Origin of the sequence: Kribbella yunnanensis, from assembly GCF_039529655.1 — a bacterium.
GTDB lineage: Bacteria > Actinomycetota > Actinomycetes > Propionibacteriales > Kribbellaceae > Kribbella > Kribbella yunnanensis.
Window position 1 is genome coordinate 110,724 of sequence record NZ_BAAANF010000017.1, and the last position, 14,520, is coordinate 125,243.

A 14,520-nucleotide genomic window follows, 5' to 3' on the forward strand; every position below is an offset into this window, starting at 1 on the left:
GAGGACATGGGCGCGGCAGCGGGTATCTGGCGAATGGACGCCGACCCCGGTGGTTGGGCGCGGGCGGTAGCCCGCAGATGCCGGGCGGTAGCCCGGAGGAGAACTAAGGGTGGGTGGGTGCGCGCGTAGCGGGCGCGACGAAGGAGTGACTGCGTAGCACGCGGGGGAAGGTCTCTTCTTACTTCATTCCGTGGGCGGCGAGGCTGAAGCGGCGGCGGTAGGTGGTGGGGGTTAAGCCGGTGGTGCGTTTTAGTTGGAGGCGCAGGTTGGTGGGGGTGCCTAGGCCGGATTGGCGGGCGACTCGGTCTAGGCCGGGGGTGCCTCGTTCTAGGAGGCGGCAGGCTAGGGCTACTCGTTCGGTGGTTAGCCAGGCTAGTGGGGTGGTGCCTAGTTCGGATTGGAAGCGGCGGTGGAGGGTGGCTGGGCTTACGGCTGCTTGGTTGGCTAGGTCGGTGACGGTTAGTGGGTGGGCTAGTTGGGTGCGGGCCCAGGCGAGTAGTGGGGCTAGGGAGGTGTCGGGGGTGGTGGGGACGGGGTGGTCTATGAATTGGCGTTGGCCGCCTTCTCGGTGGGCGGTGAAGACTAGGCGGCGGCTTACTGCGTTCGCGATTTCGGCGCCGTGGTCGGTGCGGATGAGGTGGAGGCCTAGGTCTAGGGCGGCGGCGCTGCCGGCTGCGGTGTAGACGTTGTTGTCGGCAACGAAAAGGACGTCGGGTTGCAGGTCGACGGACGGGAACATCTGCTCGAACAACTGAGCCCATTGCCAGTGGGTGGTGGCTTGGCGGCCGTCTAGTACGCCGGCTGCGGCGAGGGTGAAGGCGCCGGTGCAGAAGCTGACCAGGCGAGTCCCGCGCGCGGCAGCCCGGCGTACGGCGGCTAGTACGGCGGGATCGACCGGCGCCTCGGGGTCCGGGCGGTTCGGGACGATGACGGTGTCGGCGGTGTCGACCTCGGACAGGTCGCCGACGCCGCTCAGGGTGAAGAAGCCGAGGTGCATTTCCACGGAAGGGGTCGGGGTGCAGAGGGCGAGGTCGTACCAGGGGATGTTGAGTTCGGGGCGGCGTAGGCCGAAGAGCTCGGTGGCTACGCCTAGCTCGAAGGGGTTGGAGCCTTCGTCGACGATCACCACGACTCGGTGCGAGGATTCTTTCGGCATGTGCCATTTCTAGCACTCACTACACAAGAGACGTAGCGGTCAGGCTGACGGAATGAATCAGCCAGTGGACCTGCACGCCGTACTGAAGACCTTCGATGATCTGTGGAGCCCGCGGATCGTGGCTCGGATCAACGACTACGACGTGCGGGTGACGAAGGTGGCCGGGTCCTATGTCTGGCACCTGCACGAGACGACTGACGAGTTCTTCCTGGTCCTCGAAGGCGAACTCGGGATCGGGCTACGCGATCCCGAGGAGCGGACGGTCATTCTGCCTGCGGGTTCGGTGTTCGTCGTTCCGAAGGGGGTCGAGCATCGGCCGTTCTCCGAGGACGGTGCCTCGATTGTGGTGATCGAGCCTGCTGGGATTCCGACCACCGGGGATCGGCATGAGGCAATCCCGGATCACATCAAGACCCACACGGGTTTGCCCCTAGGGGAGATGTCTTAGGAATCCGTTGCGGGCGCGATCAGCGCGGGACACAATCCTTGAATGACTGGGGCTGAGCCGACGACGGATGGCACGTACCGGGATCGCACGTTCGCCGTCGAGCCCGGCGGGAACGAGGTCATCGCCGATGAGGACCGGCACGGCAGGCCCAGCCAGTTGTTCTGGACCTGGACCTCGCCGAACCTCGAGTTCGCGACGATCTTTGTCGGCGTACTGTCCGTAGCCGTTTACGGGATGAGCTTCTGGCAAGCGCTCGGTGGCGTCGTGCTCGGTACCGGCCTGGGTGCGGTGGCCCATTACTTCCTCTCAGCGCGTGGTCCGCGGCACGGGGTTCCGCAGATGGTGTCGGGGCGGTTGGCGTTCGGGTTCAAGGGCAATGCGGTGCCGGCTGTGCTGATGTCGATCACTGCGGGCGTGGGCTGGTTCGCGACGAACAGCGTCAGTGGCGCGTATGCGCTGGCTGCGTTGTTCGGCATCGGTCCGTTGCTGGGGCTGGTCATTATCGTGCTAACCCAGACGGCGCTCGCGTTCGCCGGGCACAACCTGGTGCAGGCGTTCGAGCGGTACGCGTTTCCGGTGCTGGCGGTGATCTTCGCCGTCGCCTCGATCGCCATCCTGACGAAGTCGCACCTCGGTGCGCCCGCGCTGGAACCCCTTGTGGGTAATGGTTCTCTCGGCGGATTCTTGCTGACAGTCGGTACGGCGTTCGGGTACGCCGCGGGTTGGACACCGTACGCCGCCGACTACACCCGCTATTTGCCATCCACGGTGTCGGGTCGCCGTACCGGGTTGTTCGCAGCGGCTGGGCTGTTCGTGTCGTGCGTGGCGCTGGAGTTGGTTGGCGCTGCGTCGGTGACGATCGGGCCGGCGCTGTCCGAGAACCCGACTGAGGCATTCACCGGTGAGTTGGCCTCGCCGATTGCCAAGGCCACGCTGCTGGCCATCGCGATCGGGGCGATCGCTGCCAACTCGATCAACATCTACTCCGGCGCGATGGCCTTCGTGACGATCGGGGTGAAGCTGCCGGGGCACATCGCCCGCGCGCTGGTCACGGTGTTCTTCGGGATCGCCGGCTTTCTCGTTGCGTGGTGGGCGTTGCCCGACGCGGCCGCTAGCTACGAGACCTTCCTGTTGATCATCGCCTACTGGGTCGGGCCCTGGCTCGGCGTGGTGCTTGCCGATCAATACCTCAGAAGGGAACAGGCGATCGCCGGACTCCTGTACGACCGGTCGTACGCGAACTGGGGTGGTCTGCTCTCGTTCCTCGTCGGCTTGGCCGGATCGGTGCTGTTGTTCTCCAACCAGGAGCGGTTCACCGGTCTTGTCTCGAAGGCGATTCCCGGGATCGGGGACATCACCTTCTTCGTCGGATTCCTGCTCGCGGGTGGCGGCTATCTGCTGCTGTGCCGCGCGAGGATCAACCGGGAGGTGCTGGTATGACTCCCGAGGAGATGCTCGACGTCGCCATCGCAGAGGCTCAGAAGGGGTTGGCCGAGGGCGGGATTCCGATCGGGGCGGCGCTGTTCACCTCGGATGGCGTGCTGCTGGGGAGCGGTCACAACCGACGCGTGCAGAACGACGATCCGTCGGTGCACGGTGAGACGGATGCCTTCCGCAACGCCGGCCGTCAGCGCGACTACCGGTCGACTGTGATGGTGACGACGCTGTCGCCGTGCTGGTATTGCAGCGGTCTGATCCGCCAGTTCGGTATCGGTGCGGTGGTCATCGGCGAGAACCGGACGTTCGACGGCGGCCAGGACTGGCTGGCCGAGTACGGCGTCACGGTGACACTGCTCGACGATCCGCGGTGTGTGACGATGATGACCGAGTTCATTGCCGCGAATCCGGCACTGTGGAACGAAGATATCGGGGTTTCCGAATGAACGCGATTGCCACCATTGACATCTCCCGCTGGTACGCCGGCGGTGCCGAAGCCGACGCGGTTGCGGCGGAAGTCGACGCGGGTCTGCAGCGAGCCGGGTTCATCCTCGTCACCGGACATGGCGTCGATACCGACCTGGCTGCGCGGGTCCGGGCCGCCAGTCGCGAGTTCTTCGCGCTGCCCGACGACGTCAAGGCGCGGTACGAAGTGCCGGTCGGCGGACACGGCTGGCTCGGCCCCGGCGCGGAAGCAAACGCCCTCGTCGAAGGCACCGAAAGCCCGCCGGATCTCAAGGAGAGCTACAGCCTGGGAGCCGAGACCACGACCGGCGACCCGGAGGTCGACCGCGTCTGGTTCGCGCCTAACGTCTGGCCGTCCGAGGTTCCTTCCCTGCAGACGCTGGTGAACGAGTACACCGCAGCGATGCGCCGGCTGTCCGATGATCTGCTGGCGCTGTTCGCGCACGCACTCGGTCTGCCGAACAACCCGTTCGTCATGTTGGCCGATCACCCGACCTGGACGATGAACATCAACCACTACCCGCCGGTGAGCGTGGTGGGGGAGCCCGAGCCAGGACAGTTCCGCATCGGTGCGCACACCGACTTCGGGACCGTCACTGTCCTGGACCGAGAGCCCGGTGCCGGTGGCCTGCAGGTCTATTCAGAAGAAGGCGGCTGGGCCGACGCCCCATGGGAGCCAGGCGCCCTGACGGTCAACATCGGCGATCTCCTGGAACATTGGACCGGCCGCCGCTGGCCGTCCGGGCGCCACCGCGTGCTTCCCCCACAACCGCACGCGCCCGAAGAGGACCTGGTCTCCCTGATCTACTTCTACGAGGCCAACCACGACGCGGTAGTCACGCCGCTGGAACCTCCGATCGGTAAGGCAACAAACCTGAACCCAGTCACCACAGCCGCCTTCATCAAACAACGCCTGGACGCCATCACCGTGGGCTAGGGCGGCGGCATGTGGCCGAGCTGGACCATCATCGTGGTGGTGTCGTAGTAGATCGCGCCTTCGACGCACTTGCCGTCGCTCCACCGCAGCAGCTCGCAGAAGGGTGTGGCCAGTTCTTTGCCGGTGGGCGGGAGCTCGCCGAACGGGCCGTCGTTCGTGCCACGCGCCGTGAAGCGCGCGATGGTCCAGTCGCCCGCCTCCAGGTACGTCGCGTCCGCCACGCGGGCGTCGGAGAACGCGGTCTTCCACTCGGTCAGCCAGCCGGTGGTCTCGGCCTTGTCCTTCATCGTGAGACCGCGCGCCTCGTCGGTGTAGACGATGTCCGGCGCGAAGTAAGCCGACGCCTGCTCGGCACCCTCATTGCTCATCGCCTCGTGTGCCGCCTGGTGAAGCTCTATCGACATGATGTTTCCCCCTGCTCTTCAGTTCTCCGGCAGCGGAACGCTGTGGATCAGCGCCGCCCGCCATTCGCCGTCGACGCGCCGCAGCACGACCGAGGTCGGTGCTGAGACCTTCTGCGGCTCACCATCGAGCGTGTAGGACTGGTCCAGCCAGCAGGTCACCAGGCCGACCTCGCCCCACGTTCGCTCCTCGAGGTCCGACACCGTCGTACTGACGTCGTCGACCGAGCCCGCGAGCTGGTCGAAGTACGCCCCGATCTCGTCGGCGTCGCGCAGCCACCGCCGCGTGATCTCGTCGACCCCTTGCCCGTCCGGCGCCAGCATCGTCCGCAGCGCCGCGAAATCCTGACGGTCGAACGCCGTCATGATCTCCATGAAAGCCGTCGCCAATTCCCCCATCGCACTACCCCCTCAGGTCTGCGATAGCAGTCCCGGTCCTACTGTCGACCAGGGGGCAGGAACCCGCCCTCGACCACCCCGGTCACCTCCAGGCGCGCAAGTAGGCGCCGTGACCCCACAATGCCGCGCCCTCGGCGAGCATCTCCAGTTCCCACGCTCGCCCCACCGTGCGCCGCAGTCAAGCCCCAGCGGAGTCAGGTACCGCGGATGGTGAAGACGTTGCTCGGGCCGGGGACCTTGTCGGGGGTGCAGAAGGCGGAGGCGGGGAGGTAGGCGCGGTAGTAGATGGTGCCCTTGTACGGCGGCTGTGCGTTCAGCGTGAACCGCTCGCTCTCACGGACCTTTCCGGAGCCGACGACCCGCCACGCGGTGGCGCCGTACAGGCGTTGCAGCTGGACCTGGCAGCCGGAGCCGTCGAAAACGGTCCCGTTCACCGGGACGATGGTGCCGACGGGAGCACTGGTCTTCGACGGCGTGGCGGAGATGGCGGCGGGGCGCTTGACGCGGGTTTTCAGGTAGGCAATCTTGGTCGGCTTGCCGGGGATCTCCAGGCAGCTGGTCCAGTCGCCGTACTTGTCCGGCGGGAAAGCCCGGACAAAGTTGCCGCTGGTATCGCTCAGGACGGACTCTCCGGGGCTGTTCTCGAGACACCGTTCCTCGTACCCGAACAGCAGCTTCAGCCGGGTGCCGTACGGCTTGCCGGTCTGTGAGTCGAGGACGGTGTAGCGCACCGACCAGGGCTTGCCGTACGGGACCACCTTCGGCGTCAACAGCGACACAACCTTCGGGATGTGTACGCCGTTCACTGTCAGCCGCGGCGGATCCGCAACGGGCGCCGGGAAGCTGGCCGGTTCGCCTTCGACGAATTCGAACGCGTCCACCGTGGTCGCCTCGACGGCCCCATTGGCCGTGGACGGCACGTTCACCGTGCCCTTCCAGACGCCAGGTGTCCCGTCACCTTCCACCAACGCGAGCGGCATCGACGAGAACTCCTTGAGCGGTCCAGTCCCGGCAACCCGCTTGAACTGGACAAAGACCTCGTTGTCGGACCCAAGGTCCGCAAAGGACCCCTCGACCGTGACGGTGACCGGCACGGTGTTGAGCGACGAGACCGCGACATCGGCCCGGCTCAACTTCACCGTCATCGCCGGTGCCTCAGCAGCCTGCGCGACGCTCATCGGCAGACCGAGGGCCGGCACCACAAGAAGGGCCGCGAGAGTTCTATGCATACAACCGAGAATGCCGCCCAGCCACCCCGCGGCGCCAACGCCATGCCGCAAGGTTGCACGATCAGGCGCTCCGAGTAGACCAGTACCCGGTCAGTCGGCGACGGTCATCCGAGGACCGGCGTGACCGGCCAGGCATCGCCACCCGTCCCCGTTCCGGACCCAGGTCTGCGTCATCGGCATCCGGAACTCCTCGGGCCCCTGCCCGGCATCCACCCGGTCGCTCACAACACACCGCAGTACGGCGGCATCACCCACGACCGTCACCTCGATGTCGGCCAACGTCTGTGCGGCCCATTTCAGCGAACCGCCGGTGTTGCTCGCGAGGTAGCTGTCCCGATCGAAACTGTCGCCGACGTGCGAGGTCCACCTGAACTGCGGATGCAACCAGGCTTCCAGCGCCACCGCGTCCCCGGCCGCCAGCGCCGCGGCTCGCGCCTCGGCCGCCGCGACCACCTGCGCTTCGCTCGTCTCCATCATCAAGTCCCCTCAATACACGGAACAATCCGTTTCGGCTGGGTGAATTCGCCGTACCCACCGCTCGATCAGGGTAGTCAGCAGCGGCGTTCATTCACTGAACATCTGATGGCCAACGACGTGGTCTTGATCCTGGTTGGCAGGCCGCTACCTTGCTGTCTCAGAGCGTTACTCCGCCCCCTCCTCCGCCCCGAGGTGTGTGACAACCATGGTCCGATTCCGTACGACGTACAGCCGCGCAACCCTGGCTGCCGTGACTGCAGATGGTCTCTTGGTCGCTGCCGCGATCAGTACGGCGGTTGCGTCCGCAGCCGAAGGTGATGGTCCGCCGGCCGCCGCCCCGCTCATCGGCGAAGCGAACGAGCGTCAGCAGGTCGCCGAGAAGGGTGCCAGCACCGGGAAGGCTCTCACGACCTCTGCCGGTCAGGTCTGTGCGCCAGCGGGCGCGAAGTGGTTGCGGGTCCGCGTCGCGAAGCTGGATCTTCGTGGTACCGACTCGCTCGTGGTGTCCGGTGCGACCGGCGATTCCACCAGGTTGACCGCGACCAACTGGCAGGGCAAAGCCTTTCACACCAAGGCGTTCTCCGGCAGTTGCGTGACCGTGACACCGAAGCTCGCGGACCCGGCCAGCAGCTACTCGATCGATGCGTACCAGTCCGGAACGCAACCGTTGTCCTTGGCAACGGTCACGGTGGCGGGTGCCGGTGACATCTGCGGTTCCGCCTGCAACCAGACCCGTGATCTGCTCGACAGTATCAACCCCGACGCCGTCTACACCGCGGGCGACAACGCCTACGAGAGCGGCACACTGTCGGAGTACAACAACAACTACCACCCCGAGTGGGGTGCCTATAAGAGCATCACGCACCCGACGCCCGGCAACCACGAGTACGGGACCAGCGGCGCCTCCGGGTACTTCAGCTACTTCGGTTCCGCGGCCGGTCAGTCCGGCAAGGGCTACTACTCCTGGGACATCGGCGACTGGCACTTCGTCGCGCTGAACTCCAACATCTCCAAGTCGGCCGGTAGCGCGCAGGAGGTCTGGCTGCGCAACGACCTCGCCGCCAGCACCAAGCCCTGTACGGCGGCCTACTGGCACCACTCGCGTTTCGCCGCCGGGAACTACAGCGACGATTCGTCCCTGAAGCCGTTCTTCCAGGCGCTGTACGACTACCACGCGGACCTGGTGCTGAGTGGACACGACCACAACTACATCCGCTTCGCGCAGTCCAAGCCGGACGGCACCAAGGACACCGCCAACGGCATCCGCCAACTCCTCGTCGGCACCGGTGGACGGGCGCTCTACGGATCCGGCGGCAGCACCGCGGCGACCATCGAGAAGAGCAACTACAACACCTTCGGCGTCGCGAAGCTGACCCTGAACAGCACCAGCTACACGGCCGACTTCGTCCCGGTTGCGGGCCGCACCTTCACCGACACCGTAACCAGCAACTGCCACGCAAAGACGGGCAGTAGTGGCAACGTGCTCAGCAACGGGGTGCCGGTGACGGGTCTGTCAGGTGCACAGGGTGCGGTGCTGAAGTACACGATGGCAGTCCCGGCCGGCGCCACGAACCTGAAGTTTGTGACGGCGGGTGGATCGGGTGACGCGGACCTGTACGTGAAGTTCGGTTCGGAGCCGACCACGTCGAGCTACGACTGCCGACCGTACAAGGACGGGAACGACGAGACCTGCACGATCACGACCGCCCAGGCCGGCACGTACTACGTGATGATCCGCGGGTACGCCGCCTTCTCCGGTCTGAGTCTCACCGGCAGTCACTCGTAGCCGATGTACCTTTCTTCGATGCGAGCCGCGGACACGGCCCGCGCCGGAACCGTCGATGGCGGTCTCCGGCGCGGCCGGGTCCCGGTCACGGTCGTTGCCTTGGGCATCGTCAGCTTCGTGACCGACGCCTCCGCGGAGATGATCACCGCGGTGCTGCCGATGTACCTGATCTACGGGCTCGGCCTGGGCTACCTGCAACTGGGTGCGCTGGACAGTCTCTACACCGGCGCGACCGCGCTGCTGCGGCTCGCAGGCGGTTACGCCGCCGACCGGCTGAACCGGCCGAAGGCGGTCGCCATCGCCGGGTACGGCGTCTCTGCGCTGACCCGACTCGGGTTCCCGCTGGCCGGTGGATCGCTCGCCGGTATCAGCACCTGTGTCGCGATCGACCGGGCAGGCAAAGGCGTCCGAACTGCGCCCCGCGACGCGATGATCACCTTGGCCACGCCGACCGCCGATCTAGGTCGCGCCTTCGGGGTCCATCGCGCGCTCGACACCGCGGGCGCGCTGCTCGGGCCGCTGCTCGCCTTCGGCCTGCTCGCGCTGCTGCCGGGCGGGTACGACTCGGTGTTCGCAGTGAGCTTCTGCCTCGGCGCGATCGGCGTACTGGTTCTGGTGTTCTTCGTCCGCCAGCCCCGCCGAGCCGCTGCTCAACGCGCTGCGACCAGCCTGCGCGCGGGCCTGCGGGTCGCACTGCGGCCGGGCGTCCGCTCGCTGGTGCTCGCCGCGGCGTTGCTCGGTCTGCTGACCGTCGGCGACATGTTCTTGTACGTCGCCCTGCAGCGCCAGGCGGGTTTGCCCAACGAGGTGTTGCCGCTGCTGCCACTCGGAACCGCCGGAACCTTCATGCTGGCGGCGATTCCGCTCGGCCGATTCGCCGACCGGGTCGGTCGATGGCGGATGTTTCTGGCCGCGCACGTCCTTCTGGCGGGCGCGTACGTGCTGGTCGCGGGCGGTATCGAGGGCTGGGTCGTCGCGGGCGGTGTACTCCTGCTGCACGGCTTGTTCTACGCCGCGAGTGACGGCGTGCTGATGGCCAGCGCGGGTCCGCTGATTCCGGCGGAACTGCGTGCCACCGGGCTGGCCGTCGTACAGACTGCACAGGCCTTGGCGCGGGCGGTTGGGGCGCTGGCGTTCGGGATCGCGACGGCGGCGGCCGGTGCGCGGTCGGCCTTTGGTGTGTTCGCGGTGTTGCTGGTGGCCGGGGTTCTCCTGGCTAGGCGAGGTCGCACATGAGCCGAATCGTCACAGGGGTTGCGTTGATCGCGTTGTTCGTTGCTGCTGGCATCGGTTATGTCGGCTGGCGGGCGAGTGCGGCCGACGAGCCGACCGCGGCGCCGCTCGATCTTTCGCGCACCGGCACCCTCCTGTACGTCGACCGAACCAGTACCGTCCGGCAGGTGGCTCGCGACCACCCCGACCAGGTGATCGGCTCGGGCCCGTCATGCCACCGGGTCTACGCCGGGGCGGGAATACTCGGGTGCTTGCGGACTACCGGCGTACCGATGTCGGCCGAGCTCGAGGTCTATCGCAACGGCGAGCTGGCCAAGAGTTTGCCGGTCTGGGGAGATCCGAGCCGGGTGCGCGTTTCGCGGGACGGTCGGTTGTTGGGATGGACGGTGTTCCGCGCTGGTGACAGCTACATGCGGCAGGGCGCGTTCTCGACCACGGCAGGAATCTTCGACTTGAGCAGCGGCACGCAATACGGGTCGTTGGAGGACTTCACGACGTACGTCGACGGCAAGCGGTACAGCTCGCCGGACGTCAACTTCTGGGGCGTGACCTTCCTGAAGGACTCGACGTTCTACGCCACGATGGCGAGCAAGGGGCGGACCTGGTTGATGCGCGGCGACCTCTCCAGTCGGCGACTGACGAGCGTTCGGGAGAACGTCGAGTGCCCGTCGGTGTCGCCTGACCAGACTCGGATCGTCTACAAGTTCCGCACCGGTGATCAGTGGCGGCTGCACGTCCTTGACCTCGCCAGCGGTGCGGACCACGCGCTCGCCGAGACCGCGCACCTCGACGACCAGGCGACCTGGTTGGACGACAAGACCATTGCCTATGGCAAGAATGACGGTGCGGGACCGGCCATCTTCACAGTGCCGGCGGATGGGACAGGTTCGCCGTACCGGCTGCTGTCCGGCTCATCGCCAGCGCCGCTATGAGTCACGGTGCCGAGGTAGCTGTTGCGCGACGGGTGCGGATCCTCCTCGGCGCGATCCTGGCGCCGTTGCTGGTCGCGGCCGGGGTCGGCGTCGCCCTGCTCTGGCCCAGCCATGCGGTGCAGGTCGACGCGCTGGAGACTGCGAAAGCGCGCGGCGTCGTACTGTCCATCGCCCCTTGTGCAGAACGGCCCGACGAATGCGACCGCGCCCGAGTCAAGGTGACCGCCGGCGAGGGCACCGGCACCGAGGTCGACGCGCGCGTGGTCAAGCACCCGCTGGTCCCACGCGTCCAGCCCGGCAACCGGATCCTCATGCAGGTCATTCCGGAGGCCGGTGCCGACGAGCGATACAAGTACGTCGACCAGGACCGCGGCCGCCCGTTGTTGCTGCTCGTCGGGATCTTCGCCGCCGCGGTGATCGCCTTATCGCGCTGGCGCGGTTTGGCCGCTCTTGGCGCGCTGGCCGTCACTGCCGTGGTGCTGACCCAGTTCGTGATGCCCGCGATCCTGACAGGAGGCGATCCGTTGCTGGTCGCCGTCGTCGGATCGTTCGTGATCATGGGCGTCACGTTGCTGCTGACCCACGGTCCGAACGTGCAGACCGCGATCTCGATGGCCGGTACGGCGGGTGCTCTGGTGCTGACCGCCGGTCTCGGCGAACTGTTCGTGCGGGGTAGCCGGATCAGCGGATTGGACGGCAATGGCGCGTCCGAGGTGGCGTCGTACGTTCCCGGCGGGGTCAACCTGCAGTCGCTGGTGGTGGCGGGGCTGGTGATCGGAGCCCTCGGCGTACTGGACGATGTGACTGTCACCCAGACCGCGGCGGTGTGGGAACTGTCAGCGGCTAACCCTTCTGCGAGGCGGCGTGAGCTGTTCGCGGCGGGGCTGCGGATCGGCCGCTCGCATGTCGCATCCGTGGTCAACACGCTCGTGCTGGCCTATGCCGGTGCGGCCCTACCGCTGCTGATGCTGTTCGCCATCACGGGCACCCCGGACGCGTACGTCGTGTCGCTGGAGACCGTGGCCACGCAGATCGTCAACGGGCTGGTCGGCAGCCTCGGGATCATCGCCGCCGTACCGTTGACCACCGCTCTTGCGGCCGCCGCGGTGGGTCAGTCCCAAGCCCACGCGACCCGGTAGATCCCCGGCGACGGGTTCACCTCGACCAGCTGGGCCGTGTGCGACGCACCGAGCCACAGCTCGGTCTCCTTCGGCTCGCTGTCCGCGATCGACAGCCGGTGCGTGCGGTAGACCCTCACCGGGAGGCAGGACGGATCGAAGCGCACCTGAATCGAGAAATCCAGCAGCCCGGGCGCGGCCCGATGCGACTGATACGCGTCGATCTCCGCCGTCACCGACCGCAGTGTGTACCGCAACACCGTCAGCTCGCCCGCCCGCAACGGCCGCTCCAGCAACAGCTCATACGTGCAGAACCCAGTGGCCGCATCATCGCGCAGCCGGCCCAACCGGCAGCCGACAGTGTCCTCGATCCGCAGCGGCTCGACCATCCCGGCGTCGGTCCGGAACGCACCGACGTACCGATCGACGTCTTGCGCCGCGCGAACCACGACCAGATAGCTGGACTCGAGCATTTTGTGGTTCGACCCAACAGTGCTGGTGATGTGCACGCCCACCTTGGTGAGCCGATGCAGCGCATCCAGACTCGTCCCCATCCGCTGCAGTGCACGCGACAATCCATCCGGCCGAGCCCAAGCCTCATCCAGCCGCAAAGAATTCGGCTGCTGCGCCAACCACCGCCCTCGAGGCCGCGGCGGCCCCAACAGCGACGACAACGCCCCCGCCTCAAGCCCCAACACCTGCTCAACAGCCGCCAAAGCCCGCAACGACTCCGGCCGCTCCGGCCGCGTCCGCCCATGCTGCCAGTAACTCAACGCCGTCTTGCTGACCCGAGTCCCACGCTCTTCCAGCTTGTGCTGCAACCGATCAAGACTCAGCCCACTACCCCGGATCGCCAACTTCAACGCAAGACTGAACGGACCGCTGGCAAGCACCTCATCCAACCGCACGCGGTCACCATCGCGCCCGTCCACAACCACGAGCCCACCGTAACGGATCCGGGCTGGCGCTGCGGGCGTTGTCGTGTAAGGCTGTAGAGGAGCCGCTGTTAGGAATCCAGCAGAGGTAGTGGAGACACGTCTTTGCTGGAGTGCAGATGGCAATTGGTGACATCGATACGTCGTATCGAAAAGTGCAGGCGGACCACTTTGCGGCGCTTGCGTTGGAGCTTCACGAGTCTCGAGGGTTGACCGAGACGGTGCAGGCGGTTGTCGAGTTCTCTTTGCAGGCGTTGACGTGCTCGCATGCCGGGGTTGCGTTGAGTGTGCGCGGTCGGCCTGAGGTGCCGGCGGTGACCGATCCGGTGGTTCGGCAGATCTACGAGTGGCAGATGGAACTGCGAGCCGGTCCGCTGATCGAGTCGATGCGCGAGCACCGGACGGTTCTCGTGCGCGACACCGCCGTGGATACGCGTTGGCCCGACTGGTCGGCGAAGGTGCTGTCACTCGGGGTGCGCAGTGTCCTCGACGTACCGTTGACGACGGCGAGCGGGACGGTCGGCGTACTGGGGTTGTACAGCGTGGAGCCGGATGCTTTTGCTGCTGACGACCAGGCGATCGCGGCGATTCTGGCGCGGCACGCGTCGGTGGCTGTTGCGACTGCTCGCAAGGAGCAGGGCCTGAGTGTGGCGATCGATGCGCGCAAGTTGGTCGGGCAGGCGATGGGGATCCTGATGGAGCGGTACGACCTCGACGCCGACCGAGCCTTCGCGATCCTGAAACGCTATTCCCAGGACACGAATACCAAGCTGCGCGATGTCGCCGTACACCTCATCAAGACCCGCCAACTACCGGATTCGCGGTCTTAGGACTTCCGCAGTACCCGGGTGTCGATCAGTTCGCGGGCGACGTCGTGGAGTTTGCGGTTGTTGTCCTGGGAGTAGCGTTTCAGGACTGCGAACGCCTGCTCGTGGTCCAGGTCGTAGCGCTCCATCAGGATGCCCATCGCCTGGCCGACGAGGTTCCGCGCATCCGCCGCGAGGGACAGGTCGACCTCCCGACGGGCGCCGGCGATGGCGACCGTCGCGTGGTCGGCCAGGATCTGGGCCACCGCCAGCTCATCGGCGCCGAACCCGTTCGGTACGTCGCTGTACAGGCTCATCACGGCCCGCGCCCGGCCGCCGATCGGCAACGGCAGATGAATGGCCGAGTGGATGCCTTCGGCAATCAATGCGTCGGACCAGGCAGCCGGCCACCGGCAGTCGTTCGCGATATCCGGAACGAGCACCGCGACGTTCTCCCGGATCACCGTCAGCAGCGGCCCGTCGTCGGCCTCGATCACCGCTTCGTCGAGCTTGGTCAGCCGAGGGTCCGTCATAGCCATCACCTGCGGCTGCCGGTTCGGACCGATCAGCACCACCGACGCGTACTTGCACCAGACTGCAGTCAGAGCGAACTGGACGATCCCGTCGATCGTCAACTCGAGGCCGTCAGCGGCCTGCAGCTCGGTAGCCAGTCTCCCGAACGCTTCCGCGGACGAGTTGTGTTGGGGCATGCCGTGCTCCCGTAACTCCGTTCTTCCGGCAACCCACTTTCTGGAGCGGCC

16 protein-coding genes are annotated in these 14,520 nt (G+C 66.5%); 9 read left to right on the plus strand and 7 right to left on the minus strand.

The features are described from left to right. Positions 1-178: 178 nt before the first annotated feature. Complete coding sequence (locus ABD231_RS23990; RefSeq protein WP_344156107.1) at positions 179-1,156, minus strand: GlxA family transcriptional regulator; 978 nt, start codon at positions 1,154-1,156, stop codon at positions 179-181. 52 nt (positions 1,157-1,208) lie between these two features. Here ABD231_RS23990 and ABD231_RS23995 point away from each other — a divergent pair, with 52 nt between their 5' ends. The 4 genes from ABD231_RS23995 to ABD231_RS24010 are packed head-to-tail and all read left to right on the plus strand — an operon-like array spanning position 1,209 to position 4,443. After that, entirely contained in the window at positions 1,209-1,604 is a 396-nt protein-coding gene (locus tag ABD231_RS23995) for a cupin domain-containing protein (RefSeq protein ID WP_344156110.1), read from the plus strand. A gap of 42 nt (positions 1,605-1,646) precedes the next feature. Beyond that, positions 1,647-3,044, plus strand: coding sequence for a purine-cytosine permease family protein (locus ABD231_RS24000; protein ID WP_344156113.1), 1,398 nt, complete (start codon positions 1,647-1,649; stop codon positions 3,042-3,044). Beyond that, positions 3,041-3,487 carry a nucleoside deaminase gene (locus ABD231_RS24005; RefSeq protein WP_344156116.1) on the plus strand — a complete coding sequence of 149 codons (447 nt, stop codon included), beginning with the start codon at positions 3,041-3,043 and terminating at the stop codon, positions 3,485-3,487. The genes ABD231_RS24000 and ABD231_RS24005 overlap by 4 nt, the downstream gene beginning before the upstream one ends. Beyond that, positions 3,484-4,443, plus strand: coding sequence for an isopenicillin N synthase family dioxygenase (locus tag ABD231_RS24010; RefSeq protein ID WP_344156118.1), 960 nt, complete (start codon positions 3,484-3,486; stop codon positions 4,441-4,443). Before ABD231_RS24005 ends, ABD231_RS24010 begins: the two co-directional genes overlap by 4 nt. Here ABD231_RS24010 and ABD231_RS24015 read toward each other — a convergent pair. The 4 genes from ABD231_RS24015 to ABD231_RS24030 all read right to left on the minus strand — a co-directional run bounded on the left by ABD231_RS24015 (position 4,440) and on the right by ABD231_RS24030 (position 6,949). Next, positions 4,440-4,847, minus strand: a complete 408-nt coding sequence (locus tag ABD231_RS24015) for an ester cyclase (RefSeq protein WP_344156121.1) — start codon at positions 4,845-4,847, stop codon at positions 4,440-4,442. The two genes, ABD231_RS24010 and ABD231_RS24015, sit on opposite strands and share 4 nt — an antisense overlap. Positions 4,848-4,865: 18 nt before the next feature. Then, a complete protein-coding gene (locus ABD231_RS24020; protein WP_344156124.1) occupies positions 4,866-5,243 on the minus strand; it encodes a nuclear transport factor 2 family protein in 378 nt (125 codons plus the stop codon). A gap of 194 nt (positions 5,244-5,437) precedes the next feature. Next, positions 5,438-6,472 (minus strand): hypothetical protein, encoded by a 1,035-nt coding sequence (locus ABD231_RS24025; protein ID WP_344156127.1) that lies wholly within the window; start codon positions 6,470-6,472, stop codon positions 5,438-5,440. 90 nt (positions 6,473-6,562) lie between these two features. After that, positions 6,563-6,949 carry a nuclear transport factor 2 family protein gene (locus tag ABD231_RS24030; RefSeq protein ID WP_344156130.1) on the minus strand — a complete coding sequence of 129 codons (387 nt, stop codon included), beginning with the start codon at positions 6,947-6,949 and terminating at the stop codon, positions 6,563-6,565. A gap of 205 nt (positions 6,950-7,154) precedes the next feature. Between ABD231_RS24030 and ABD231_RS24035 the strand changes: the two genes are divergently transcribed. From ABD231_RS24035 to ABD231_RS24050, 4 genes are read left to right on the plus strand one after another with little or no spacing between them, the layout of a single operon-like run. Further along, positions 7,155-8,735 carry a pre-peptidase C-terminal domain-containing protein gene (locus ABD231_RS24035; RefSeq protein WP_344156133.1) on the plus strand — a complete coding sequence of 527 codons (1,581 nt, stop codon included), beginning with the start codon at positions 7,155-7,157 and terminating at the stop codon, positions 8,733-8,735. Between the two features lie 18 nt (positions 8,736-8,753). After that, on the plus strand, positions 8,754-9,971 hold the full coding sequence (locus ABD231_RS24040; protein ID WP_344156136.1) for an MFS transporter: 1,218 nt from the start codon (positions 8,754-8,756) through the stop codon (positions 9,969-9,971). Beyond that, positions 9,968-10,900 (plus strand): TolB family protein, encoded by a 933-nt coding sequence (locus ABD231_RS24045; RefSeq protein WP_344156139.1) that lies wholly within the window; start codon positions 9,968-9,970, stop codon positions 10,898-10,900. The genes ABD231_RS24040 and ABD231_RS24045 overlap by 4 nt, the downstream gene beginning before the upstream one ends. After that, positions 10,897-12,039 carry a YibE/F family protein gene (locus ABD231_RS24050; RefSeq protein WP_344156142.1) on the plus strand — a complete coding sequence of 381 codons (1,143 nt, stop codon included), beginning with the start codon at positions 10,897-10,899 and terminating at the stop codon, positions 12,037-12,039. Before ABD231_RS24045 ends, ABD231_RS24050 begins: the two co-directional genes overlap by 4 nt. On the opposite strand, the gene ABD231_RS24055 is transcribed toward ABD231_RS24050, so the two are convergent. Then, complete coding sequence (locus ABD231_RS24055) at positions 12,012-12,956, minus strand: hypothetical protein (protein WP_344156144.1); 945 nt, start codon at positions 12,954-12,956, stop codon at positions 12,012-12,014. The two genes, ABD231_RS24050 and ABD231_RS24055, sit on opposite strands and share 28 nt — an antisense overlap. A gap of 116 nt (positions 12,957-13,072) precedes the next feature. On the opposite strand from ABD231_RS24055, the gene ABD231_RS24060 reads away from it, so the two are divergent. Then, entirely contained in the window at positions 13,073-13,783 is a 711-nt protein-coding gene (locus tag ABD231_RS24060) for a GAF and ANTAR domain-containing protein (protein ID WP_425554202.1), read from the plus strand. Here ABD231_RS24060 and ABD231_RS24065 read toward each other — a convergent pair. Next, a complete protein-coding gene (locus tag ABD231_RS24065; protein WP_344156148.1) occupies positions 13,780-14,469 on the minus strand; it encodes a GAF and ANTAR domain-containing protein in 690 nt (229 codons plus the stop codon). The genes ABD231_RS24060 and ABD231_RS24065 overlap by 4 nt on opposite strands. Between the last annotated feature and the right edge of the window lie 51 nt (positions 14,470-14,520).